Here is a 23,898-nt window from a genome sequence, read left to right on the forward strand (position 1 = left end):
CCGGGCCGGAACGCCGGGGCGAGCCGCTGGCAACTGGTCCGGTTCGGGGTCCAGCGAATCATCCGTTGTTTGCTCTGGGTCTGGCGTGCCGTCAGCCATAAATGACCGAACCCCGGTGCACGGTTTGCCGGCACTGCGGCAGCGGCTCGTTCTCGTCCAGCCGGGGCAGCGCGGGGACCCGGGAACGCGGGTCGGTGGACCACCGTTGGACGGCGTCGCGGGGCGCGCTGACGTCGAGCACGCCGGCGTCCCATACCGCATACGAGGCGGGAGCGCCGGGGACCAGGGTGCCGGACACGCCGTCGCGGACGCCGCCGGCCCGCCAGCCGCCGCGGGTGGCGGCCGCGAATGCCGCCCGGGCCGAGACCGCGCTGCCGGGTGTGCGGTGATGAATCGCGGCGCGCACTCCGGCCCACGGCTGGAAACCGGTGACGGGCGCGTCAGAGCCGAAGGCGAGGGGCACGCCTTGCGATGCTAACAGCGCCAGCGGGTTGAGCCTTGAACCTCGGGCCGGGCCAAGTCGCTGGGCGTACATGCCGTCCCTGCCGCCCCACAGCGCGTTGAAATTGGGCTGCACACTGGCGATGACGCCCCAGGCTCCAAGCTTGGCGGCCTGGTCGGCGGTGACCATTTCGAGGTGCTCCAACCGGTGTCCGCAACGAGCGACGGCAGCCACCCCGAAGTCGTCCACCGCCCGTTCGAATGCGTCCACCACCGCGGAGACCGCGGCATCGCCGATGACGTGGAAACCGGCCGTCACCTCGGCCTCGGTGCACGCGCGGACGTGCGCGTCGATCGCCGCCGGGTCGAGATGGCGGGTGCCGGTGCAGCCGGGAGCGTCGGCGTAGGGTTCGTGCAACCAGGCAGTGCGGGACCCCAGCGCGCCGTCGATGAACAGGTCGCCGGCCAGCCCGCGGGCGCCGGTCTCGGCGATCAGGGTGCGGGCCGCGGAGGCGGTGGTCACTGGCTCTCCCCAGTACCCGATCACCTCGACCCCTGCGTTGAGACGGCGCAGTGCGAGCCAATCGTCGAGCCCGCCGATTTGCGGTCCGGCGCATTCGTGGACTGCCACGACGCCCGACGCGGCCAACGCCTCGAGTGCGGCGACGCGGGCTTCGGTGAGTTGGTCGTCGCTCAGCAGGCTGCGGGCGACCGCCCGGACCCGGTGGTGCGCATCACCGGTCAGCGGTTGCTCGGCGGCGAACCCGGCCGCGGCGGGCAGGTCGGGGACCAGCCGCCGCAACGCGGTGGACGCCAGCGCCGAATGCACGTCTATCCGGGTGAGATAGGCGGGACGGTCACCCAGCACCCGGTCCAGGTCGTCGGTGCCGGGCACGGTGTTCTCCGGCCACCCCGACTCGTCCCAACCATGGCCCCACACCGGACGTCCCGGGTGAGCCGCCGCGTAGTCGGCAACCATCTGCAGAAACTGAGCCCGGGAACCGGCCGCCCGTAGATCCAGTCCGCTGATGGCCAAACCCGTTGCGCTGACATGGATGTGGCTGTCCACGAAGCCGGGCGCCACGAACGCACCGTCGAGATCCTGGACGTCGGCATCGGCAAATTGACGACGCCCCACCTCATCGCTGCCCAGCCAGGCGATGACATCACCGCGCACAGCCATCGCGGTGGCGTCGGGATGACTCGGACTGTGCACCCGGCCGTTCACGAGCAGCGTGGTAGACGTCACGGCAAAACCCTAGATGCCGGGCGGGAAGCCCCGGGACCGCGCTAGCGGGGCGGCTGGTCCGGGCGCGGAGAGTAAGTCAGGATCGGTGGTTCGCCGTCGATGACGTCGATCACCTCGCCGTCGATGTAGTCCCGGTCGTCCGGGGTGGTGCGGCGATCGGCCAGACCGGTCGCGTCCGCACCGAGCAGCGGGACTCGGCGGAGGAACCCACGCAGCGCAACGGTGGTGAGAGCCGGCCGCGCGGCGGCCCGGATCGGCGGCACCAGCAGCAACAGGCCCAACACGGTGGTGGCCAGACCCGGGACCACGACCAGCCCGGTGGCCAGCGCGGTGAGCGCGCCGTCACTGAGTGCGGTGCGCGGTTCCTGGACGCCGGTTCGCAGCTGCATGAACTGCCGGGTGAGCTGCAGCCCGCCCATCGGGGCCCCCAGACCCAGTCCCAGGACGAGGGTGCCCAGCAGCACCACTACCGTCCAGCCGACGCCGATCGCCGCCGCCAGCCCGATAGTGACCATGAGCTCGACGACGGCGTAAATGAGAAACAGCCGTCCAACCATGTGAGGCCAACGTCTGCGACGCACGATGGAGTTCCGTGAACGGTCGCGCCCCGGCTGCAGTTAGATGACGCTATGACGACGATTGAGCTGAACACACCCGCCGGACCGATCGATGCCCTGTTGAATGTTCCTTCCGGTGAGGGTCCCTGGCCCGGCGTGGTGATAGTCCACGACGCGATCGGCTACGGGCCGGACAACGAGGCGGTGTCACAACGGGTGGCTCGAGCGGGCTACGTGGCGCTCACTCCGAACCTGTATGCGCGGGGCGGCCGGGCGCGGTGCATCACCCGGGTGATGCGTGACGTGCTGACCAAACACGGCCCCGCCATCGATGACGTGATGGCGGCGCGCGAGCATCTGCTGGGCCTGCCGGAATGCTCCGGACGGGTCGGCATCGCCGGCTTCTGCATGGGCGGGCAGTTTGCTCTTGTCTTGTCGCCCAAGGGTTTCGGCGCATCCGCGCCGTTCTACGGCACCCCGCTGCCGCGCAAGCTCAGTGAGACGCTGGACGGTGCGTGCCCGATCGTGGCGAGCTTCGGCAGCCGCGACCCGCTGGGGATCGGCGCGGCCGAGCGACTGCGCAAAGTGACCACGGCCAAGAACATCACCGCCGACATCAAGTCCTACCGCGGCGCCGGGCACAGCTTCGCCAACCAGCTGCCCGGTCAGCCGCTGCTGCGCGTCACGGGTTTCGGCTACGACGACGACGCGACCGAAGACGCCTGGCGCCGAGTGTTCGCGTTCTTCGGCGAGCACCTGGGATGACCCGGACGCGGTGGGCCGGCTCGGTTGCCCTGGCTTTGGTCACGGTCTTGGTCGGGATCGCACCCGGCCGGGCCGGCGCCGAGCAGTTCACCGAAGCCGAGCAGCAGGTCATCGCCCTGCTGCCGCCGGGATATACCGCCGCTTCCTGCACCCGGGCAGACAATGCCTTTCCCGCCGCGCTCGCGAGTCTGGACTGCACGGATGACATGCACACCGATACGCCGGATTACGCGCGTTTCACCCACTACGACTCGATGGACGCATTGACGGCGGACTTCTACGTGAGCGCCGCGGGCATGTCGCTATCACCGTGTCCGGACGGGAACGCATCGCCCGGCACCTGGAATTACGGACCTCACCTGACCAACCCCGGCGGCAAGATTGCGTGCGGCACCGTGGACGACCAGACCGTTATCGCATGGACCCGCGACTCCCAGCTGTTGTTGGCAACGGTCAACGGCGGGCCGGACCTGGGCGAGCTGTATCAGTGGTGGCAGCGCTACGGCGCCGCTACGGGTTAAGTCGAGGCTTTGAGCTTGGCCGACAGGGCCCGCGCGAAGGTGTGCGTGTCGCCGGGCCAGCGGGCTGACAGATAGTTGCCGTCGTCGACGACGAATGCCGGCCTGGAATCGGTTGCGGTGTCGCGGACCAAACCGGAGCTCTTCAGCCACCAACGCGGTGAGCCGCGTTCGACATCGCGGAAGTCACCGGTCTTTTCGAGCGCGCGGGTGACCTCTGCCTGCACCGACATATAGCCGGCGCCTTGGCCGGGTTGCTCGGTGTAGGTGCGGTAATAGTCGCGGTCCCACAGCCGGGTGCGTCGGGTGAGCTGCCAGGCGGTGCGCTCCATCGTCCACGTCAGCGCCGTGGTCTTGCGTCCGTACAGCACCGAACGCCCGGTGTCGGGATCGACGCTGCGGGCGGCGAGCAGCACGCCGTGGCAGATCGCGGCCACGATCACCCCGCGCTTGAACGCCTCGGCGACAAGGGCTTGCAGGACGGCGCTGTCGATGTAGCGGCGCATCCCGCGGGCACGATGACCGCCCGGCAATAACAGCGCGTCAATCGCATCCAGCGTGGCGTGCGCCCAGCTGGTCGGGTGCTGAAACTCTTCGGAGCGCAGCATCTGGTCGTAGGCGTGGCGAGCGATTTTGTTGGCTCGCAACGCGCGACCGACCACCGACACACCACCGACCAGGGGCAGCCGCGACCAGAGATCAAGCCCGCGCCCGGTGACCATGATGTCGTCGGCCACGCCCGGTCTGCCGCTCTCGGTGGCGAAGACCACCCGGTGTCCCGCCGTGGTCAAAACCTGCCAGCTGACCGCGACCTCAGTCGGGTCGAAGTCGCGGTCCGGGATGGGGACCAGGATCGTGCTCACGGATTGCTAGGGCACTCGCAGCTCGAGGCCCACGTTGTTTTCCATGCCGCCGCGTAGCCTGCTGAACAGGTTGAAGACCTTGCCGATGATGCCGTAGCGCTGACCGATCGCGTCGTAGACGACCTTGGTCTGCGATTTGTCGAGTATGGCCGCGGTCCCGTCGACAGATTCGCTCTTGGGGCGGCCGCGCATGTCACAGATGGCCAGTTGCACGTGCGGCGTGTTGCGAATTCGCTTGACCTTCCACGACTTTCCTTCGGTGATAACCAGGAGTCGGTCGCCGCGGTCCTTATCCAATGCCGCCCACACGGGGACCGGCTTGGGCCGGCCGTCTTTGGTGAACGTAGTGAGCAGGATGTATTGCGCTTTGGCCAGGTCGGCGAAGGTGGGTGTCACGGTGTCAATTTACCTGGCGGTCGCCTGGCGAGCAGACGCGAAATCGCACTCGGAGGGCCTTCCGGGTGCGATTTCGCGTCTGCTCGCGGGATCGGCCGTTGACAGCCGCTTGGGCGGACTGCGATAGTCGCGTTAAGTGAAAACAATATTTTCATTTAAGGAGTGGTTCGGTGGCGTGGTTGCCGTTTTCCATCGCAGAGGCGGCATCGTCAGAAAACGGCGACACCCGGGGCCTGGGGCAGGCCTGGTCGTATCTGTTGGACCGGCTCGGCACCGCCGCCGACAAGGTGCAGTCCGATGCCGCGAACCGGAATCGGGCTGATCTCACCGCCGGCATGCGGCATCTGCTGGTTCTGCTCACCGCCGGGATCGACGAAGTGCTGCGGTTCGACCCGGATCCGGTGCTGCGGGTACAGCGCACCAGCACCGATGACGTACTGACCTGGGGCATGGAGTGCCCGGACTGCATCTATACCCGGGCGGTCCTGCGTGGCGGCGAAAGTTACCGGGTGTCCGGGAACCGCGGCACCGCCCGCTACGTGGGCCTGCAGACCATGAATGGCATTGCGTCGACCGCGAACACGTTGGTCGACGAACTGGACGCCGATGCCGACGGCAATTTCGAGGTGGTGCTGTCGGCTGAGGAGCGGCCCGGAAACTGGATGCGCATCGAGGGCGACCATCCCACCTTCACGGTGCGGCACTTCTTTTACGACTGGGACAGCGAGGTGGCCTCGTCGCTGCGGATCGAGCGGCTTGGTGAGCCGGTCGCGGCTCACGGCGGCCCGGTTGATGCGCAAGGCGCACTGTCGCGGCAGGTGGTGGCGCTCGGCGACTTCGTGACCGAGAACCTGGCGTTCTTTCTGCAGTTCGGCGCGGCGGCGCCGGTGAACGGATTCCTGCCGCCCATCGACCGCAGCGACATGGGGGCGGCCGCGGAGAACCGGCCGGTGATCGGGCGGTGGGAACTGCAACCGGGCGAGGCGCTGATCGTGGAAGTCGAACCGCCCGAAGGCATTTACTGGAGCTTCTCGATCGGCAACCCGTGGTGGGAGACCATTCACTACGGCCGGCACCAGTCGAGTCTGAACGCTTATCAGGCGGCGGTGGATTCCGACGGCCGCGTCCGGGTGGTGCTGTGCGCCGAGGACCCGGGGGTGTTCAACTGGCTGGACACCGCGGGACACAGCAACGGCCCGATCATTCTGCGCTGCGTGCGGACCGAGACGGCGCCGACGCCGACGACTCGCGTCGTGCCGGTCGGCGAGGTGCTGGCGGCGCTGCCACCGGACACCGCGACAGTGACCATCGAACAGCGGGCAGCCGTGCTGGCGGCGCGGCGAACCGCCGTACTGGAGAGGTTCGGACGGTGACGTTCAACGCGGACGAATTGGAAGACGGCGCCCGCGCCGCAACGGGTTTGGAAGATTTCGGCTCGCCTTACTACCGGGAGGGCCTGGAACGCATCGTCGAGGCGCTGAACGCCGAGGCCGATCTCAACGAGATCGGTCGCGTCATTCAGCACGCGACCATCAGCAACGCCTTGATCCAGCGCCTCAAGGTCGAGGACACCTACGCACAGCATCCCGAAATCGACGAGCAGGTGGTCGGCGGACCGGTGTTCGTGATCGGATTGCCCCGCACCGGCACCACCGCGCTGAGCCAACTGGTGGCGGCCGATCCGCAGTTCCGCTCGTTGCGGATGTGGGAATCCCAAGCTCCTACTCCGCCGCCGGAATCCGCTACGCAGCATGATGATCCGCGCATCGCGCAGGCCGAGGCGGGACTCAAGATGCTCGACGACATGTTCCCGTTGATGAAGACGCTCTACAACTCCGAAGCCACAGCGCCCACCGAATGCCAGGACCTGATGGGGATGAGTTTTCGGACCTTCCATTTCGACGGTGCCGTACGCGCGCCGGCCTACCTGGCGTGGCTGATGGACTGTGACATGGGCGAGACGTATGTCTTTCACCGTCGGGTGCTAAAGCTGCTGCAGTGGCATTGCCCGCCGAACCTGTGGCACCTCAAGACGCCGGTGCACATGTTCGCCCTTGACGCGCTGGTCGAGGCGTATCCGAACGCGAAATTCCTTTGGAGTCATCGCGATCCGGCGAAGGTGATGGGTTCGGTGTGCAGCCTGATCCACTACGTCCGCAGTTGGAGCAGCGACCGCGACGACGCCCATGAACTCGGCACGGAGCAGGTCGACAGCTGGGCCGAAGCCGTGCGCCGCGCGATGGATTTCCGCCGGCGGGTGGGCGATGACAGATTCGCCGACGTCTCATTCTCCGACCTGCAGACGGACCCGGTCACCACCGTGCAAAACAGCTACCAGTCACTGGGTTTGACGTTCACCGACGCTTCGCCGGCGGCAGTGCAGCAGTGGGCCCAGGGACACCGGCCGGGCTCGCGCGGCGCCCACGACTACGACCTGACCGATTACGGCCTGACTCCCGAAGGCGTGCGGGAGCGGTTCGCGGACTATCTCGCCACCTACGATGCCACCGGCTGATCAGACGACGGCCGCGAGAACGCGGCGGCGGGACAAGCTGGCCCCTGACCCGGATATGCGTCGCGCAATCCTGGCCGCCGCGTCGACCGCGTTACGGGAGGACGGCGTGGGGGGCATCAGCATCGCCGCGGTGCTGCACCGAGCCGGATTGAGCACCCGCGCCTTCTACCGGCATTTCGGCTCCAAGGACGAACTGGTGGCCGCGGTGTTCCTGGACTCGGCGCGGGCCGAGGCGCAGCGATTGCGGGACCGAATGGGTTCTGCCGCAACGGAAATCGATGCGGTGCGGGCATGGGTCGACGGACGCCTGGACCTGGCGTTCGATGATACGGTGCGTACCGACCTCAGGCGCCTGTCGTTGGAGGCCCAGGCCCAGACATCGGGCGCACCGCACCTCATTCAATCCGCCTACGCCGAGATGCTGCTACCGCTGCGCGAGGTGATCGAAAGCGGGCTGCGGCGCGGGATGTTTCGCGGCGTGGAACCGGACTCCGGCGCACAGTTCATCCACGGCGTGGTGTGGGCGGGTATCGACCGGCACTGGACAGCCGGTGACTGTGAGCCCGGCGACCTCCGCGATCGCATTGTCCGGTTCTGTTTGCGCGGCTTGGGTGTGGACCTTTAACGAAGGAGGCGTTATGGATCTGGGTTTTGCCGGATCGACCGCGGTGGTCACCGGCGGCAGTAAAGGTATGGGGCTGGCGATCGCCGAGACGCTGGCGGCCGAGGGCGCCCGGGTGGCGGTGATGGCCCGCGGTCAGCAGGCGCTCGACGCGGCCGTGGCGTCGTTAAAGTCAGCCGGCGCGCCGGAGGCGGTGGGGATCAGCGTGGATATGGCCGACGCCGACTCGATCGCCGCCGGCTTCGACGAAGTCGCCGAGCGCTGGGGACGACTGAACTGCGTGGTACACACCATCGGGCCGGCTGACGGTTATTTCGAGCAGATGGACGACGCCGACTGGGACGCGACGTTTGCGCTCGGAACGATGTCGGCGGTGCGATCGATCCGTGCGGCGCTGCCGCTGCTGCGGTCTGCTGACTGGGCCCGGATCGTCACCCTGGCAGCGCACTCCATTCAACGGCAGAGCCCGCGGCTGGTCGCGTACACCGCGTCGAAGGCAGCGCTGGCCAGTATCACCAAGAACTTGTCGAAAAGCCTTGCCAAGGATGGCATTCTGGTGAACTGCGTGTGCCCGGGGACGATTGTGACGGCCAGCTTCACCGAGAACCTCAAGGATATTCTGGCCGCCGACGGTCTCGATGCGACCAACCCGTGGGACGTGATGACCTGGATCGACAACAACTTCCATCAACCCTGCGACCTCGGTCGCGCGGGGCTGCCCGAGGAGATCGCCTCAATCACCGCCTATCTGGCGTCGCGGCGTAACGGGTATGTCACCGGGGCGACGGTGAACGTGGACGGCGGCTCCGACTTCGTGTGACTTTCCCTGCGCGAGCAGACGCGGGTTAACCCTCGAGGTCGCCTTCGGTTTCCAGCAGTGCCTGCCGGAGCCCGTCGAGGGTGTCGGGTTGCGGTTCGGCCCACATGCCCCGGCCGGCGGCTTCCAACAGTCGCTCCGCCATGCCGTGCAGCGCCCACGGATTGGACTCGTTCATGAACTTCCGGTTCTCCGGGTCCAGCACATACCGCTCGCTGAGTTGCTCGTACATCCAGTCGGCCATCACCCCGGCCGTCGCGTCGTAGCCGAACAGATAGTCCACGGTGGCGGCCATTTCAAACGCGCCCTTGTAGCCGTGCCGCCGCATGGCGGACATCCAGCGCGGATTGACCACGCGGGCCCGGAACACGCGGGTGGTCTCCTCCGACAGTGTTCGGGTGCGGATGGCGTCGGGCCGGGTGTTGTCGCCGATGTAGGCGGCCGGGGCCTGTCCGGTGAGCGCGCGCACGGTGGCGACCATGCCGCCGTGGTACTGAAAGTAGTCGTCGGAGTCGGCGATGTCGTGTTCGCGCGTGTCGGTGTTCTTGGCGGCCACCGCGATTCGGCGGTACTGCCGGTTCATGTCGTCGACCGCTTCACGGCCGTCCAGGTTGCGGCCGTAGGCGAATCCGCCCCAGGCGGTGTACACCTGCGCCAGATCGGCGTCGTCGCGCCAGTTGCGGCTGTCGATCAGCTGCAGCAGTCCCGCGCCGTACGTGCCCGGCTTGGACCCGAAAATCCTTGTGGTGGATCGCCGTTGGTCACCGTGCTGGGCGAGATCGGCCTGCGCGTGCGCGCGGACATAATTGTCCTGATCCGGCTCGTCGAGCGCGGCGACGAGTTGGACCGCGTCATCCAGCATGGTGACGACGTGTGGGAACGCGTCCCGGAAGAACCCGGAAATCCGCACGGTGACGTCGATCCGGGGCCGGTCCAGCTCGGCCAACGGGATCGCAGCGAGGTCGACGACGCGTCGCGACGCGTCGTCCCACACCGGCCGGACCCCCAGCAGCGCCAACACTTCGGCGATGTCGTCGCCCGCGGTGCGCATCGCCGAGGTGCCCCACACCGACAGGCCGACCGACTGCGGCCACTGTCCGTGATCGGCGCGGTAGCGCTGCAGCAGCGAATCAGCCAGCGCCACACCGGCTTCCCAGGCCAGCCGGGACGGCACCGCCTTGGGGTCGACCGAGTAGAAGTTACGGCCGGTGGGCAGCACATTGACCAGGCCGCGCAACGGTGACCCCGAGGGGCCCGACGGGATGAACCGCCCGTCCAGCGCCCGCAACACCTGTTCGATCTCGGATCCGGTGCCGGCCAGGCGCGGAACCACCTCGGTAGCCGCGAAGCGCAGCACCGCCGCGACGTCGGCGTTGTCGGTGAGTCGATCGGCCGTCTCCGGGTCCCAGCCGGATTCCTGCATGGCTGCTATCAGTCCGCGCGCGGCGGCCTCGGTCTGGTCGACGGACGTGCGCTCGTCGGTGCCGTCCTCGGCCAGGCCCAGCGCCTGGCGCAGGCCCGGCAGCGCATGTGTGCCGCCGAAGAGCTGGCGGGCGCGCAGGATGGCCAGCACCAGATCGAGTTCGCCTTCGCCCGTCGGCTTCTGGCCCAGAATGTGCAAGCCGTCGCGAATCTGCACATCTTTGATCTCGCAGAGCCAACCGTCGACGTGCAGCAGCATGTCGTCGAAGGTGTCTTCTTCCGGACGTTCGGTGAGGCCCAGATCGTGGTCCATCTTGGCCGCCCGGATCAGGGTCCAGATCTGTTGGCGGATGGCGGGCAGCTTCGCGGGATCCAGGGCGGCGACGTTGGCGTGCTCGTCGAGCAGCTGCTCCAGACGGGCGATGTCGCCGTAAGTTTCGGCGCGGGCCATCGGCGGGATGAGGTGGTCGACGAGCACCGCGTGCGCGCGGCGCTTGGCCTGGGTACCCTCGCCGGGGTCGTTCACCAGGAACGGGTAGATCAACGGCAGGTTGCCGAGCGCGGCGTCGGATCCGCAGGCCGCCGACATGCCGAGCGTCTTGCCGGGGAGCCATTCCAGGTTGCCGTGCTTGCCCAGGTGGACGATCGCGTGCGACCCGAAGCCGCCCGGACAGTCTTGGGAAAGCCAGTGGTAGGCGGCCAGATAGTGGTGACTGGGCGGCAAGTCGGGATCGTGATAGATGGCGACCGGGTTCTCGCCGAATCCGCGCGGCGGCTGCACCATCAGCACCAGGTTATCGGATTGTATTGCGGCGATCACGATTTCACCGTCGGGGTCGCTGCTGCGGTCGACGAACAGCTCCCCGGGCGGCGGACCCCAGTGCCGGGTCACCGCGTCGGTCAGCTCAGCGGGCAGCGTGGCGAACCACTTGCGGTAGTCGGCCGCCGACACCCGGATCGGGTTGGCGGCCAACTGCTCCGAGGTGAGCCAGTCGGGGTCTTGTCCGCCGCGCTCGATCAGGGCGTGGATCAGCGCGTCGCCGTCGCCGGCTTCGACACCGGGCAGATCCCCCACCTGGTAACCGGCGTCCCGCATGGCCCGTAACAGGGCGACCGCACTCGCCGGGGTGTCCAGGCCGACGGCGTTGCCGATGCGCGCGTGCTTGGTGGGATATGCCGAGAACACCAGCGCCACCCGCTTGTCGGCGGGGCCGATACGGCGCAGCAACGCGTGCCGGACCGCCAGGCCCGCAACCCGGTCGCAGCGCTCCGGGTCGGCAACGTAGGAGATCAACCCGTCGTCGTCAATCTCCTTGAACGAGAACGGGACTGTGATGATGCGCCCATCGAACTCGGGCACCGCGACCTGAGTGGCGACGTCGAGCGGGCTCAGGCCGTCGTCATTGTCACTCCATTGCGCCCGGGAACTGGTCAGACACAGCCCCTGCAGGATCGGAACATCCAGCGCCGCAAGGTGTTCGACGTTCCAGCTGTCATCTTCTCCCCCGGCCGACGCCGCGGCCGGCTTGACTCCGCCGGCGGCCAGCACGGTGACCACCATCGCATCCGCCGCACCGAGAGTGTCCAGCAACGCTGGTTCGGCGGTGCGCAGCGACGCGCAGTAAACCGGCAGCGCACGCCCGCCCGCCCGCTCGATCGCCTGGCACAGCGCCTCGACGTAGGCGGTGTTGCCGGCCAGCTGCTGGGCGCGGTAGTAGAGCACGGCGATCGTCGGACCGTCGCTGTCGACGTCTTGGCGTTTGAGCACCCCCCAGGTGGGTGTCGCCACCGGCGGCGTGAACCCGAATCCGGTCATCAGCACGGTGTCGGACAGGAACGCGTGCAGCTGGCGGATGTTGTCCACACCCCCGTGCGCCAGGTAGATGTGCGTCTGCACGGCGATGCCCGCCGCAACGGTGGAGCGACCGGTCAGGTCGGCGTCCGGGGCCTGCTCGCCGCTGACCAGCACCGTGGGCACCCCGCTGGCCAGCACCGTTTCGATGCCGTCCTCCCAGGCGCGGTAGCCGCCGAGGATCCGCACCACCACGATGGAGGCTTCGGCGAGCAGCTCGGGCAACTCGACCTCGGACAGTCGCGCCGGGTTGGCCCACCGGTAGTTCTTTCCGCTGGAGCGGGCACTGATCAGGTCGGTGTCGGACGTCGACAGCAACAGGACGGTCGGCTCAGCCACCCCTCATTCGTACCGCAGCGCCCCTCGGCGACCGAATCGGCACGTAGGGTTCCGGTATGAGCAGGGGTTTCATCGTCACCTTCGCGGTCGGGTTGATCGTCGCGCTATTCGGCCTGATCTGGGCCCTGCAGGGATTCGGAGTGCTCGGCGGTAGTCCGATGAGCAACACCACCACCTGGTCGGTCATCGGTCCGATCACGGCGCTGATCGGCGTCGCGATTGCGGTATTCAGTTGGCGCAAGCTGTCTTCCAAGTAGGCGCTACTTCTCCGAGACGGAGAAGCTCACCGAGTGCCAACCGGTTGCGCCGTCGGGAACCGGATCAGCCCGCTGCTGTGTCTGCACCGCCCCGGTGTTGTCGGTCGCCCGCACGGTGATGGTCTGCTTGCCGGGATGTTTCGCCAGCCACCGGTAGCTCCACAACCGCCAGGTCTCGTTGGAGTAGCTCGCGCCCAGCTCGGCGGGCTGCCAATCCTCGTCACCGATGCGCACCTCGACAGTCCGCACGCCACGGTTCTGCGCCCATGCGACTCCCCCGAAAACCACCGGCCCAAGTGGCACCTGCTGACCGCCTCTCGGCACATCGATCCGGGACTCTGTCTTCACGGGCGCCTGCGCGGCCCAGCCCTGCCGTGTCCAGTAGGCCTGCGCCCTGTCGAAACGAGTCAGCTCCAGATCGACGACCCACTTGGTGGCCGAGACGTAGCCGTAGAGTCCGGGCACCACCAGGCGGGCCGGATAGCCATGTTCGACCGGCAGCGGCTGACCGTTGAGGCTGACCGCCAGCAGCGCGTCGCGGCCGTCGGTGAGGGCCGTTACCGGCGTACCCGCGGTGAAGCCGTCGATCGAAGTCGAGAGCACCATATCGGCGTCCTTGTGCACACCGGCCGCCGCCAGCAGATCCGCCACCCGGTAACCCGTCCAGATTCCCGTCGAAATCAGTTTTCCACCAACGGGATTCGATACACAGGTCAGTGTCGCCACGGTTTCGATGATGTCGAAGCGGGCGAGGTCGTCGAAGCTGTAAGTGGTTTCGCGGTCGACCATGCCATGGATGCGCAGGCGCCAGTCGCGGTGACCGAGTTGCGGAACGCTGAGTGCGGTGTCGATCCGGTAGAAGTCGGTGTTCGGTGTGATAAAGCTCGGGAGCGCAACCCCTTTCGGTTGCACCTCCGCGGGTATCGGTGGTGCCGATGAGCGTGGTGTGGGGAGGACGAACGTTCTGCGGTCGGCCGCCACCGAGTGCGCCAACCGCGCGATGACGGCACCCGCCACCCCACTGACGACTCCGAATCCGAGGACACCCAGCACGATCAGCCTGCGCCTGCCGGCATCCGCCTGGTCGGTGCCGTCTTCGGGGCCCTGCGCGTCCGGCTCGAGCCGACGGGTCAGCAGGCGCAGGGTCACCACGCCGCAGGCGGCGCCGACGATGGTGGGGATGGTGTCCAGTGCCGTCCCACCCGGCCGCGACAGCACGGCGACACATCCGAGCACACCCCCGGCGGCGATCAGAGCGCTGCCGAGCGGACGGCGCCGAGTCTCGAGGGTCCCGGCGATCGCCGCAAGTGCCGCGATCACGATCAGCACAACGACGGCCAGGAAGGGCTTGTCCATCGTGCCGAGGGTCTGGATCGCCCACTCTTTGACAGGTCCGGGTGTCAGGTCGACGACTGCAGAACCGACCGCGGTCCGCGCATCGGCCCGCCCACCGAACGGGATGCTCGCGAGCTGGGCGACACCGAGGGCGACGGCCGCGGCCGCGACCCCGGCAAGCATCCGCTCATTCGAAGGGTTCCCGACCATCGGACTACTTTACAGCGTCGCCGCCATAACAGCGTAAACCGTTGTAAAGCAATCGAATAGGATCAGCACCCACAATGCCGGCTGCCATTCGGGCGGGTGCGCGGTGCCGAACGCAAATCAACTGCGGATTGCGGGGACGGCGAGGGCTGCGACGTCGTACCGTGTAGCGATGACATCCTCGGTTGCCGGAAAAGTCGTCGCCATCACCGGAGGCGCGCGCGGAATCGGCCTGGCCATCGCCACCGCCCTGCACAGTGCTGGCGCGAAGGTCGCCATCGGCGACATCGATGAAACCGGCGCCGCAGCAGCGGGCAAGCGGCTGGGTCTGTCGCTTGCCATGAGATTGGACGTCACCGACAGGCCATCGTTCACCGAGTTCCTCGACGCCGTAGAAGGCCAACTCGGGCCGCTTGACGTTGTGGTGAACAACGCCGGCCTGATCACGGTGGGCAGCGCGGTCGAGGAAGCCGACGACGCCACCCGCCGTCTGTTCGACGTCAACGTCCATGGCGTCATCCTGGGCACCAAGTTGGCCGCGCAACGGATGCTGCCCCGACGTCGCGGGCATGTCGTCAACATCGGCTCGCTGGGCAGCGTGCTACCCACCGAGGGTATCGCAACCTATTGCGCCACAAAGCATGCCGTGCTCGGCTACACGGATGCGGTCCGCATGGAGAACCGTGGCAGCGGCTTGCACTTCACGGTGATCATGCCGACGTTGACCAATACCGACATGGTCGCCGGCGTGGGGCACGCGAAGGGCTTCAAGAACGCCGAGCCCGAAGACGTCGCACGAGCGGTCGTCGGGGTGATCGAGAAGCCGGAGCCCCGGGTGGCCATACCTCGTTCGCTGGGGCTCACGGTGTGGGCTCAGCGACTCATGCCGATGGGCCTGGCCGAGGCGCTCGGACGCGCTCTGGGTACCGGGCGCGTCTTCACCAGCGACCTGCAACGCGAGCAGCACGACGTCTATACCCGGCGCACCGGCCTGTCGTGAGCGAGCGCACCTTGCACACGCGCATCGCCCTGGGCCCGCAGTCCTTGTTGTGGCGCTGGGCGGGGGACATGCGGATCGCCTTCGAGGGGGGTACGGCCGGCCTGATGCAGACGATGCATCCCGCCATTGGCCAGGGACTCATCGATCACTCGAACTTCTTCGACGATCCGGTCGACCGGGTATTTCGTTCTCTGCCGGGCATTCTCGGCACCATCTACGACGGGCCCGAGGCCGACGAGACCGGGCTGAAGGTGCGGGACTTCCACCGCGACATCAAGGGAGAGCTGCCCGACGGGCAGCGGTATCACGCACTGAAGCCGGAGACGTACTGGTGGGCGCACGCCACCTTCCAGGTGATGGTGCACCGCCTCGCCGAGTATTGGGACGTGCACCGCCTCACCGACCGCGAGCGTGAGCAGCTCTACCAGGAGGGCTGCGAATGGTATCGGCGCTACGGCATGTCGGATTCGTTGCTGCCCCCGACGCTGAGCGAGTTCAACCGGGAATACCAGCGCTACTGCGCCGAAGTGCTGCAGCCCAATGCGGCTTCGGACTTCCTGATCGAGTTCATCCAGCGCTCGGCGATCCCTGACATGAGCGCATCGCCGGACTATCCCAGCACTCCCCTACTCAAACCGATCATGGACGCACTGCTGCCCACCATGCCCGTGCGCACCGCGCTGGCCCCGCCGATGCGCCTGGTGATCTTCGGCGGCCTGCCCCCAATTGTGCGCGAGCGCTTCGGGATTGGCTGGTCCGGCGTCGACGAGACCAGCTACCGCGCGGTGCGCGCGACCATCAGACAGGGATGGCGCGCCGTACCGGCAGCACTGAAGTGGCACGACGCTGCCCGGAAGGGCTGGCTGCGCGAACTGGGCAGCGTACCCCGCCGCGTGTAGCCGGGTTCAGACCCTCCGCACGTCGAAGTCGGCGAGCTCGGGCTGGCGCAGCAACTCGTGGTGGGTCTCCGGCGTCCACGGGAACAGTTCCGGCAAGCCGTCTTTGCCGAGGTACCAGCTGTTGCAACCGCTGACCCAAATGGTCTGTGGCATCGCTGCTTTCATGTCTTCGTTGTACTGCTTGGTGGCGGCCTCCGTCGGTGCGGCGGCGACCACCCGTCCGGCACGCAACTGCTCGATCCACCACATCACGTAGTTCGCCTGGTCCTCGGCGATCGGAATCAGCGATTGGTTCCCGATCGGCGAGTGCGGTCCAATCATCATGAACAGATTGGGGAAGCCCGGCACCGCGATGGACCGGTACGCCGTCGGGCCGTCGGCCCAGGCCTCGTCCAGCGTGAGCCCGCCCTCCCCGATGATCTCCATCGGCCGGACATAGGCCCGAGCGTCGAAACCGGTGGCGAACACGAGCAGGTCCAGTTCGTGCAGGGTGCCGTCGGCTGTGACGATGCCGCGGGCTTCGATGTGATCGATCGGGTCGGTGACAATTTCAACACCCGGCTGCTGGACGGATTTGTAGAAACGCCCGGCCATTACCTGCCGCTTGCACATGGGCTGGTAGTTCGGGGTGAGTTTGGCGCGCAACTCCGGGTCTCGCACCGAAAGCCTTAGATTCCAACGACACTCGGCCTGCGCCAGCCGCCGCTGCCAGCCCGGCTGGATGGGTGCGCGGCCGAAAACCAGCCGGAAGAACCAGCCCCAAAACAGATAGGGCACTCGATTCAGCCCTGCGAAACGCGACAGCACCGCCTGGGTCAGCTTCGAATAACGGGGATTGGGCAGCGGGTAGATCCACTGCGCGGTGCGCTGGAAGACCTTGAGTTGACGCACCGTGCCGCCCAGTTCCGCGGTGATCTGCACACCGGTGGATCCGGTGCCGATCAAGCCGATCCGCTTGTCCGGCAACGACACCGAGTGATCCCAGCGCGACGAGTGAAACGCCGGCCCAGCGAACGTGTCGCGTCCGGGGATGTCCGGGTATCGCGGCACCCGCAGCACCCCGGTCGCGGTGACCAAGACATCGAACGTCTCCTCCCCGTCAGGGGTGGTGAGCCGCCACTTTCCGTCGTCGTATTCGGCCCGGCTGACGGTGGTGCCGAACCTGATGTGCGGACGGATGCCACGTTCGTCGGCCACCTGCTGGAAGTACTTCTGAATCTCCCCACCCGGCGGCAGCCAGTGCGACCAGTTCGGGTTGGGCCGGAAGGAGTACGAGTAGTAGCGCGACGGCACGTCACAGGTGAGGCCGGGATAGGTGTTGTCGCGCCAGGTACCGCCGACGTCATCGGCCTTCTCGAAGATGGTGAACGAGTCGATGTCCGCGTCCTGCAGTTTGGCTGCCATGCAGATGCCGGACATTCCGGCACCGATGATCGCGACCTTAAGTGCACGTTGCTGCGCCATGACAGCCTCCCCGTCTTTCGCTGACGTGCACGTTACGCCGATCGGGCCGGCGTACCCAGAGATTCGCGGGTGACCACATCTCCGCCGGACCCCTCATCGACGGACCGCATGCCCGTCCGGCGGTGCTGTGCCCGCGCGACCCGCAGCAGAATGGCGGGCCGCAGCAATCGAGCCGGCGGGTCGATCATCGCGGTGACCCGCATGAACTGCGCGGCGACCACGGGATCGGATTCGGCCGCGGTCATGACGGGCTCGAGGCATGCATTGTTGACGCGGATCCACAGTGGTCGCGGGCCCGGCACCTCCGGCAGCGACAGGTCCGACGCGACGGCGGTCTGCCAGGCCACCCGAACCTTCTTGGCGGCGATGTGGGTGAAACGGCGGACCAGGCCGTGACCTCCGCGCCGCAGGCAGTCCCGCAGCACCGTGGCTTCGATGGCGGCGACCGTCATGCCCTGCCCGTAGATCGGGTTGAAGCTGCACACCGCGTCTCCGAGGACCAGCAGACCGTCGGGGATGCGACGCATCTTGTCGTAGCGCCGCCAGCGGTTCGACGGCACCCGATGGTGGATGACCTCGCCGACCGGCTCGGCCTGGCCCATCACCGCAGCGACATTGGGGGCTAATTCTGCTGCGTAGGAGAGTATTTCGGCGTAGTCACGAGGCGGTTCGAGTCCGGCCATGGTGCCGGCGGCGATCATCCAGGAGTTGTTCTCGTACCCGATCATCGCGAACATTCGCGGCCGACCCGGCCGCGGGAAGTGGGCGATCATGTGTTCCTTGATGACGCCGGAAGGCATCCGAACGAGTTGGCTGGCGTAGGCGAGTTGCACCTTCACCTCGTCCTCGGGCGGGCGTCCGTAGCCGAGGTTTTCGAGGAAGACCGGCGTGCGGGACCCGCGTCCGGTCGCGTCGACGACGAGGTCGGCGGCCAGCGTCTTTTCGTGGTCGCTCGAGCGGTCGATCACCCGTACTCCGTTGACACGCCGACGATCCGGCGTCGCCGTGAGACCGACGACGTCGTGCTTCTCGCAGAAGGTCACCTTCGGAATCGCCCGGACCCGTTGGCGCACATTCCATTCCAGTACCGGTCGGCTCGGCGACACGATCTGGGGCGCGTCCGCCGACCTGCCCGAGCGCACCATCGAATGCCCGTTGAACGACCAGTCCAGCTTGGCGAAGTCGCCGTCGTCCCAGGTGGTGGCGCCCTGGGCCAGCAGATCGTCCCGGATGCCGGGGAACAGTTCGTCCAGCACCCGGATGAGCCGTGCCAGGCAGGCGTGAATCAGCCGGCCCTGCGGCACACCGCGCCGGTTGACCGGATCGTCGGGCAGGACGTCGCGTTCGACGACCGTCACCCTGTCGTAGTGGTCGGCCAACACCCGGGCCGCCAACAGGCCGCCCATACTGGCACCCAACACCACCGCATGACCACCGCGTCGCTGCATTGCACACCCCTTCGTCGATCGACTGTGACGAAGTGTGCTGCGGCGCCGAGCGGGCGCTTAGAGTAGTCGACTACTTAATTCCGACGTGGGCGAGCACTGCAATCCGCTCGGCAACCTCCCGGGCCACCCGCTGCGCGTCGTCGCTTTCACCCGGCACGTAGCGGTCGGCGGCCGCGTCGTAGTCGGCGCCGGCGATCGTCCCGTGATCGGCCGTCAGAGTCACCAACTCCACCGGCCGGCCGGCGCGTTGCAGCGCCGCGGCGAACTTTTCGCTCGCGCTTGGCGGCACCACGTCGTCGGCCAGGCCGTGCAGCAAGGTGAACGGTGAACTCCCCTGGGCAGCGGGCAGGAGGTCGGTGACCGGCCGTCCTGAGATGGGGTCGTTGGCTATGAAAGCTCCGGCCAGGCAGACCGTGTGTGCGATCGCCACGTTGTGGCGCTGCGCATCCAGGGTCAGGCCCGCCGCGGCGGCACCGCCCATGGACCATCCCACGAGCACGATTGCGCCGGTTGCCCGCTCGCGGGTGAAGTCGACCGACCGCAGCAAATCCGCGCGCCCGCCGTCGTCGGCATGCGAGTTCCAGTCCGCTGCGACGACAGCGGCGCCGCGGTCGGCCAGCCGCTGCGCAAGTGGCCGGAGGGCCGCGCGGGCGTCGCTCTGCATGCCGTGCCAGAGCAGGATGGTGGGTTGCGCCTGGTCGCCGAAGACATCGGCCGACCGTCCTGGGGCGTATTCGAGCGTCTGCACGGTCACCGGTTGCCCGCCAGGCCGTTGGCCAAACCCGCCGCGCCGTACCGTGGACGGGTGGCCAGAATCCGCGACTCCGACGCCTGCCCGGGTGCGCTGCAGGTGCACCAGGCCGCGGATGGTGCGCTGGTTCGGGTTCGGTTGCCGGGCGGGGTGCTCGCAGCCGCCCAGTTGGCGACGCTGGCCGGTTTGTCCCAGGAATTCGGGTCGGCGACCTTGGAGCTGACCGGCCGCGGCAACGTGCAGTTGCGGGCGGTCACCGACGTCGTCAAGGTCGCCGAGGCGATCGCCGAGGCCGGTTTGCTGCCCTCGGCCACCCACGAACGCGTCCGCAACATCGTGGCGTCGCCGTTGTCCGGTCGGGTCGGCGGGAGCGCCGATGTGCGGGGTTGGGTTGCCGACCTGGACGCGGCGATCTGCGCCGAGCCCAAGCTGGTCGACCTCGGCGGCCGGTTCTGGTTCAGCCTCGACGACGGCCGCGGTGACGTGTCGGGTCTGCACGCCGACGTCGGGGTGCAGGTGTTCTCCGACGGCCCCAGACTGCTGTTGGCCGGTCGCGAGACCAACGTCGCCGTGACCGATGTCTGCCAGAGCCTGATCGACGTGGCCCTGAGGTTTCTCGAGATCCACGGAAAGGCTTGGCGGGTAACCGAACTCGAGAGTCTCGACGATCTGTTGCCGGGGGCGAAACTGGGTCCCGCCCTGCCCCCGCTCGGCAGGGCGCCGGTGGGCTGGATACCGCAGGACGATGGCCGGGTCAGCCTCGGCGCCGCCGTGCCACTCGGGATCCTGCCCGCCCGCGTCGCCGAGTTCCTGGCCGCTATCGAGGCCCCGATCGTGATCACACCGTGGCGGTCGGTGCTGGTGTGCGATCTCATCGAAGAAGTGGCAGAAGCGGCCCTCCGCGTGCTGGCGCCACTGGGCCTGGTATTCGACGAGAACTCCCCGTGGCTGGCCGTCAGCGCGTGCACCGGCAGTCCCGGCTGCGCCCACTCCGTCGCCGACGTGCGGGCAGACGCCGAGCAAGCGCTGGACGCCGATTATGCCGTGCACCGGCACTTCGTCGGTTGCGAACGGGCGTGCGGCAGTCCCGTCGACGGCGAGGTGTTGGTCGCCACCGGCACGGGGTACCGGCTGCTGAGGTCTTAAGGTGGGCGGGTGCTCGACTACATCCGCGACGCTGCGGAGATCTACCGGCAGTCGTTCGCGGCCATCCGCGCCGAAGCCGACCTCGCCCGGTTTCCCGCCGACGTCGAACGCGTGGTGGTCCGCCTGATCCACACCTGCGGCCAGGTCGACGTCGCCGAGCACGTCGCCTACACCGACGACGTCGTCTCCCGGGCCCGGGCCGCGCTCTGCGACGGTGCGCCGGTGCTGTGTGACTCCTCGATGGTGGCCGCCGGGATCACCAAGGCCAGGCTGCCCGTCGGCAACGAGGTGGTGTCGTTGGTCGCCGATTCACGTGCAGCGGCGTTGGCCGCTGAGCACGGCACCACCCGTTCGGCCGCCGCCGTCGATTTGTGGGCCGACGAGTTGGCCGGCGCCGTAGTCGCTATCGGTAACGCCCCGACCGCGCTGTTCCGCCTGCTGGAGCTGGTTGACGACGGAGTTGCCCCGCCCGCGGCAGTACTGGGTGGACCGGTCGGGTTCGTCGGCTCCGCCCAGTCCAAGCAGGAGCTCATCGAACGCCCGCGCGGCATGTCCTATCTGCTGGTGCAGGGCCGCCGCGGCGGCAGCGCCATGGCCGCCGCGGCCGTTAACGCGATAGCGAACGAACGCGAATGACGGGCACGCTGTGGGGGGTCGGGCTGGGCCCGGGCGATCCGGAGTTGGTGACGGTCAAGGCGGCGCGGCTCATCGGCGAGGCGGACGTGGTGGCCTATCACAGCGCCCGGCACGGTCGCAGCATCGCACGCGGCATCGCCGAACCGTATCTGCGGCCCGGCCAGATCGAAGAGCACCTGGTGTATCCGGTGACCACCGAGACGACCGACCATCCCGGGGGTTACGCGGGCGCCCTGGAGGACTTCTACGTCGCGGCCACCGAGCGGATCGCCGCGCACCTGAGCGCCGGGCGCAACGTGGCACTGCTGGCCGAGGGTGACCCGCTGTTCTACAGCTCCTACATGCATCTGCACACCCGCCTGACGGAGCGGTTCAACGCCGTGATCGTGCCGGGCGTGACGTCGGTGAGCGCCGCCTCGGCCGCCGTCGCCACTCCCCTGGTGGCCGGTGACGAGGTGCTGTCGGTGTTGCCCGGCACGTTGCCGGTAGCCGAATTGACCCGCCGACTCGCCGATGCCGACGCCGCGGTGATACTCAAACTCGGTCGTTCGTATCGCAATGTGCGCGAGGCGCTTTCGGCCTCCGGACAACTCGATGACACGTTCTACGTGGAGCGGGCCAGCACCCCGGGCCAACGGGTGCTGCCCGCCGCCGACGTCGATGAGACGGGCGTGCCGTACTTTTCGTTGGCCATGCTGCCGGGTGGCAGGCGCCGGGCGGGGGTCGCCGGCACCGTCGCCGTAGTGGGGCTGGGTCCCGGCGGCACCGAGTGGATGACGCCGCAGAGCCGCCGCGAACTGGCCGGCGCCACCGACCTGATCGGCTACGCCGGATACCTGGACCGGGTCCCGCCGCGGGACGGACAGCGCCGCCACGCCAGCGACAACACCGATGAGCCGGCCCGCGCCCGGTTGGCCTGCTCGCTGGCCGAGCAGGGTCACGCCGTGGCCGTGGTGTCGTCCGGCGACCCGGGCGTGTTCGCGATGGCCACGGCGGTTCTCGAAGAGGCCAAGCAATGGCCCGACGTGCAGGTCCGGGTGATCCCGGCGATGACCGCGGCCCAGGCGGTGGCCAGCCGGGTCGGCGCGCCGCTGGGCCATGACTATGCGGTGATCTCGTTGTCGGACCGGCTCAAACCGTGGGACGTCATCGCTGCCCGCTTGGCGGCCGCGGCGGCCGCCGATCTGGTGCTGGCGATCTACAACCCGGCGTCGAAGTCGCGGACCTGGCAGGTGGGCGCCATGCGCGATCTGCTGCTGGCCCATCGCGAACCGGGCACGCCGGTGGTGATCGGGCGCAACGTGTCCGGGCCGGACGAGCGAGTGCGCGTGGTGCGGCTGGCCGACCTGGACCCCGCTGATGTCGACATGCGCTGCCTGCTGATCATCGGCTCGTCCCAAACGCAATGGCACACAACAGATTCCGGCGACCGGGTGTTCACGCCGCGACGCTATCCGGGTTAGTTTTCGACAGCGGAGGCCACGATGCGGGCGGCATCGGCGACGAATGCCTCATTGGGCTGAGCGTCATATCCGCCGCCGGCGATATCGGTGTAGATCGCGATGACGTGCGGGGTGCCGGCCGGCGACCAGACGACCGCGACATCGTTGGCCCGCCCGTAGTCGCCCGAACCGGTCTTGTCGCTCACCTTCCAGTCGGCGGGAAACGCGGCACGGATCCGCTTTCCGCCGGTGGTGTTGCGGGCCATCCAATCGGTGAGCATCGGTCGCTTGTCCTGGGGCAACGCATCGCCGAGGACGAGTTGCTGCATGGTGACCGCGATCGCATGCGGAGTGGTGGTATCCCGCTCGTCCCCCGGCGGGTCCCGGTTGAGCTCCGGCTCGGCGTGGTCCAGCCGACTTGTGCTGTCCCCCAGGCTGCGTAGATAGGCGGTGAAGCCGGCGGGTCCGCCGATCCGGTTGAGCAACAGGTTGGCGGCGGTGTTGTCGCTGTAGCGGATGGCGGCATCGCACATCTCGCCGACGGTCATTCCGGTGTCGATGTGCTGCTCGGCGATCGGCGACGGCGAACTGATGTCGGCCTTGCTGAACGTCACGCGCTGGTCCAGGTAGGAGAGCGGATACTGGTGCAACACCGCCGCCACCAGAGGCGCTTTGAATGTGGAGCAGAGCGCAAACCGTTCCTCGGCACGATAGGCGATCGCCGGGGTCGCGCCGCTGGCCGGCACGTAGACACCTAACCGGCCCTGATATCGTCGCTCGATTTCAGTGAACCGACTTGTCAGATCCGGCGCTGCGCTCGATGTCGTTCTCGACGTTGTCGGTTGCGCGCGAGGGGTTCCGTGCGCACACGCCGCAAGGGGCAGCAGCGCTGCGGCGCCGAGAAATTCGCGGCGGCCGATGTAGGAGCTCTGCCTTGGGTGCATGGCCGCAGTATTC

General features: G+C 67.9%; 22 protein-coding genes. 12 read left to right on the plus strand and 10 right to left on the minus strand.

Annotated elements, in window-relative coordinates:
• Nucleotides 1-91: 91 nt before the first annotated feature.
• Entirely contained in the window at nucleotides 92-1,624 is a 1,533-nt protein-coding gene (locus C0J29_RS17320) for an amidohydrolase (RefSeq protein ID WP_120794790.1), read from the minus strand.
• 107 nt (nucleotides 1,625-1,731) lie between these two features.
• On the minus strand, nucleotides 1,732-2,247 hold the full coding sequence (locus C0J29_RS17325; protein WP_065049191.1) for an FxsA family protein: 516 nt from the start codon (nucleotides 2,245-2,247) through the stop codon (nucleotides 1,732-1,734).
• 72 nt (nucleotides 2,248-2,319) lie between these two features.
• Between C0J29_RS17325 and C0J29_RS17330 the strand changes: the two genes are divergently transcribed.
• A complete protein-coding gene (locus C0J29_RS17330) occupies nucleotides 2,320-3,012 on the plus strand; it encodes a dienelactone hydrolase family protein (protein ID WP_065049193.1) in 693 nt (230 codons plus the stop codon).
• On the plus strand, nucleotides 3,009-3,533 hold the full coding sequence (locus C0J29_RS17335; protein ID WP_065049196.1) for a hypothetical protein: 525 nt from the start codon (nucleotides 3,009-3,011) through the stop codon (nucleotides 3,531-3,533). Before C0J29_RS17330 ends, C0J29_RS17335 begins: the two co-directional genes overlap by 4 nt.
• Here C0J29_RS17335 and C0J29_RS17340 read toward each other — a convergent pair.
• A complete protein-coding gene (locus tag C0J29_RS17340) occupies nucleotides 3,530-4,393 on the minus strand; it encodes a type 1 glutamine amidotransferase domain-containing protein (RefSeq protein ID WP_120793070.1) in 864 nt (287 codons plus the stop codon). The genes C0J29_RS17335 and C0J29_RS17340 overlap by 4 nt on opposite strands.
• A 6-nt stretch (nucleotides 4,394-4,399) precedes the next feature.
• The gene (locus C0J29_RS17345; protein ID WP_065049200.1) at nucleotides 4,400-4,789 is read right to left on the minus strand and encodes a PPOX class F420-dependent oxidoreductase; all 390 of its coding nucleotides are present in this window, start codon (nucleotides 4,787-4,789) and stop codon (nucleotides 4,400-4,402) included.
• A 170-nt stretch (nucleotides 4,790-4,959) separates the two neighbouring features.
• Here C0J29_RS17345 and C0J29_RS17350 point away from each other — a divergent pair, with 170 nt between their 5' ends.
• The 4 genes from C0J29_RS17350 to C0J29_RS17365 are packed head-to-tail and all read left to right on the plus strand — an operon-like array spanning nucleotide 4,960 to nucleotide 8,746.
• The gene (locus tag C0J29_RS17350; protein ID WP_120793071.1) at nucleotides 4,960-6,162 is read left to right on the plus strand and encodes a DUF1214 domain-containing protein; all 1,203 of its coding nucleotides are present in this window, start codon (nucleotides 4,960-4,962) and stop codon (nucleotides 6,160-6,162) included.
• The gene (locus C0J29_RS17355; RefSeq protein WP_120793072.1) at nucleotides 6,159-7,304 is read left to right on the plus strand and encodes a sulfotransferase family protein; all 1,146 of its coding nucleotides are present in this window, start codon (nucleotides 6,159-6,161) and stop codon (nucleotides 7,302-7,304) included. The genes C0J29_RS17350 and C0J29_RS17355 overlap by 4 nt, the downstream gene beginning before the upstream one ends.
• Nucleotides 7,291-7,929, plus strand: coding sequence for a TetR/AcrR family transcriptional regulator (locus C0J29_RS17360; RefSeq protein ID WP_120793073.1), 639 nt, complete (start codon nucleotides 7,291-7,293; stop codon nucleotides 7,927-7,929). The genes C0J29_RS17355 and C0J29_RS17360 overlap by 14 nt, the downstream gene beginning before the upstream one ends.
• A gap of 13 nt (nucleotides 7,930-7,942) precedes the next feature.
• Nucleotides 7,943-8,746: an SDR family NAD(P)-dependent oxidoreductase gene (locus tag C0J29_RS17365; protein WP_065163298.1), complete on the plus strand. Its 804-nt coding sequence runs from the start codon at nucleotides 7,943-7,945 to the stop codon at nucleotides 8,744-8,746.
• 25 nt (nucleotides 8,747-8,771) lie between these two features.
• On the opposite strand, the gene cobN is transcribed toward C0J29_RS17365, so the two are convergent.
• On the minus strand, nucleotides 8,772-12,356 hold the full coding sequence (gene cobN, locus C0J29_RS17370) for a cobaltochelatase subunit CobN (protein ID WP_120793074.1): 3,585 nt from the start codon (nucleotides 12,354-12,356) through the stop codon (nucleotides 8,772-8,774).
• A 56-nt stretch (nucleotides 12,357-12,412) separates the two neighbouring features.
• On the opposite strand from cobN, the gene C0J29_RS17375 reads away from it, so the two are divergent.
• Nucleotides 12,413-12,613 (plus strand): hypothetical protein, encoded by a 201-nt coding sequence (locus C0J29_RS17375; RefSeq protein WP_065049211.1) that lies wholly within the window; start codon nucleotides 12,413-12,415, stop codon nucleotides 12,611-12,613.
• Nucleotides 12,614-12,616: 3 nt separating this feature from the next.
• Here the strand turns inward: C0J29_RS17375 and C0J29_RS17380 are convergent, their stop codons facing one another.
• Nucleotides 12,617-14,158: a molybdopterin-dependent oxidoreductase gene (locus tag C0J29_RS17380; protein WP_120793075.1), complete on the minus strand. Its 1,542-nt coding sequence runs from the start codon at nucleotides 14,156-14,158 to the stop codon at nucleotides 12,617-12,619.
• 169 nt (nucleotides 14,159-14,327) lie between these two features.
• On the opposite strand from C0J29_RS17380, the gene C0J29_RS17385 reads away from it, so the two are divergent.
• The gene (locus C0J29_RS17385) at nucleotides 14,328-15,155 is read left to right on the plus strand and encodes an SDR family oxidoreductase (protein WP_120793076.1); all 828 of its coding nucleotides are present in this window, start codon (nucleotides 14,328-14,330) and stop codon (nucleotides 15,153-15,155) included.
• Nucleotides 15,152-16,054, plus strand: coding sequence for an oxygenase MpaB family protein (locus tag C0J29_RS17390; RefSeq protein ID WP_277950725.1), 903 nt, complete (start codon nucleotides 15,152-15,154; stop codon nucleotides 16,052-16,054). The genes C0J29_RS17385 and C0J29_RS17390 overlap by 4 nt, the downstream gene beginning before the upstream one ends.
• A 6-nt stretch (nucleotides 16,055-16,060) precedes the next feature.
• Here C0J29_RS17390 and C0J29_RS17395 read toward each other — a convergent pair whose 3' ends face one another.
• The 3 genes from C0J29_RS17395 to C0J29_RS17405 form a co-directional block, all read right to left on the minus strand.
• Nucleotides 16,061-17,518, minus strand: a complete 1,458-nt coding sequence (locus tag C0J29_RS17395) for a flavin-containing monooxygenase (protein WP_065049216.1) — start codon at nucleotides 17,516-17,518, stop codon at nucleotides 16,061-16,063.
• A gap of 32 nt (nucleotides 17,519-17,550) precedes the next feature.
• Entirely contained in the window at nucleotides 17,551-18,966 is a 1,416-nt protein-coding gene (locus tag C0J29_RS17400; protein WP_120793077.1) for an FAD-dependent oxidoreductase, read from the minus strand.
• Nucleotides 18,967-19,036: 70 nt separating this feature from the next.
• Complete coding sequence (locus C0J29_RS17405) at nucleotides 19,037-19,714, minus strand: alpha/beta hydrolase family protein (RefSeq protein ID WP_065049240.1); 678 nt, start codon at nucleotides 19,712-19,714, stop codon at nucleotides 19,037-19,039.
• Nucleotides 19,715-19,771: 57 nt separating this feature from the next.
• Here C0J29_RS17405 and cobG point away from each other — a divergent pair, with 57 nt between their 5' ends.
• From cobG to C0J29_RS17420, 3 genes are read left to right on the plus strand one after another with little or no spacing between them, the layout of a single operon-like run.
• A complete protein-coding gene (gene cobG / locus C0J29_RS17410) occupies nucleotides 19,772-20,863 on the plus strand; it encodes a precorrin-3B synthase (RefSeq protein ID WP_120794792.1) in 1,092 nt (363 codons plus the stop codon).
• 9 nt (nucleotides 20,864-20,872) lie between these two features.
• Entirely contained in the window at nucleotides 20,873-21,499 is a 627-nt protein-coding gene (locus C0J29_RS17415) for a precorrin-8X methylmutase (protein WP_065049218.1), read from the plus strand.
• Nucleotides 21,496-22,962: a precorrin-2 C(20)-methyltransferase gene (locus C0J29_RS17420; protein ID WP_120793078.1), complete on the plus strand. Its 1,467-nt coding sequence runs from the start codon at nucleotides 21,496-21,498 to the stop codon at nucleotides 22,960-22,962. The genes C0J29_RS17415 and C0J29_RS17420 overlap by 4 nt, the downstream gene beginning before the upstream one ends.
• Here the strand turns inward: C0J29_RS17420 and bla are convergent.
• Nucleotides 22,959-23,885, minus strand: a complete 927-nt coding sequence (bla, locus tag C0J29_RS17425) for a class A beta-lactamase (RefSeq protein WP_120793079.1) — start codon at nucleotides 23,883-23,885, stop codon at nucleotides 22,959-22,961. The two genes, C0J29_RS17420 and bla, sit on opposite strands and share 4 nt — an antisense overlap.
• Nucleotides 23,886-23,898 lie beyond the last annotated feature (13 nt).

Source organism: Mycobacterium paragordonae (assembly GCF_003614435.1).
Lineage (GTDB): Bacteria > Actinomycetota > Actinomycetes > Mycobacteriales > Mycobacteriaceae > Mycobacterium > Mycobacterium paragordonae.

What these genes read in the sequence shown, in the direction of transcription:
- C0J29_RS17320 (WP_120794790.1), bottom strand. Translation starts at nt 1,624, where the DNA reads ATGGCTGTGCGCGGTGATGTCATCGCCTGGCTGGGCAGCGATGAGGTG.
- C0J29_RS17325 (WP_065049191.1), bottom strand. Translation starts at nt 2,247, where the DNA reads ATGGTTGGACGGCTGTTTCTCATTTACGCCGTCGTCGAGCTCATGGTC.
- C0J29_RS17330 (WP_065049193.1), top strand. Translation starts at nt 2,320, where the DNA reads ATGACGACGATTGAGCTGAACACACCCGCCGGACCGATCGATGCCCTG.
- C0J29_RS17335 (WP_065049196.1), top strand. Translation starts at nt 3,009, where the DNA reads ATGACCCGGACGCGGTGGGCCGGCTCGGTTGCCCTGGCTTTGGTCACG.
- C0J29_RS17360 (WP_120793073.1), top strand. Translation starts at nt 7,291, where the DNA reads ATGCCACCGGCTGATCAGACGACGGCCGCGAGAACGCGGCGGCGGGAC.
- C0J29_RS17365 (WP_065163298.1), top strand. Translation starts at nt 7,943, where the DNA reads ATGGATCTGGGTTTTGCCGGATCGACCGCGGTGGTCACCGGCGGCAGT.
- C0J29_RS17375 (WP_065049211.1), top strand. Translation starts at nt 12,413, where the DNA reads ATGAGCAGGGGTTTCATCGTCACCTTCGCGGTCGGGTTGATCGTCGCG.
- C0J29_RS17380 (WP_120793075.1), bottom strand. Translation starts at nt 14,158, where the DNA reads ATGGTCGGGAACCCTTCGAATGAGCGGATGCTTGCCGGGGTCGCGGCC.
- C0J29_RS17385 (WP_120793076.1), top strand. Translation starts at nt 14,328, where the DNA reads ATGACATCCTCGGTTGCCGGAAAAGTCGTCGCCATCACCGGAGGCGCG.
- C0J29_RS17395 (WP_065049216.1), bottom strand. Translation starts at nt 17,518, where the DNA reads ATGGCGCAGCAACGTGCACTTAAGGTCGCGATCATCGGTGCCGGAATG.
- C0J29_RS17400 (WP_120793077.1), bottom strand. Translation starts at nt 18,966, where the DNA reads ATGCAGCGACGCGGTGGTCATGCGGTGGTGTTGGGTGCCAGTATGGGC.
- C0J29_RS17420 (WP_120793078.1), top strand. Translation starts at nt 21,496, where the DNA reads ATGACGGGCACGCTGTGGGGGGTCGGGCTGGGCCCGGGCGATCCGGAG.
- bla (WP_120793079.1), bottom strand. Translation starts at nt 23,885, where the DNA reads ATGCACCCAAGGCAGAGCTCCTACATCGGCCGCCGCGAATTTCTCGGC.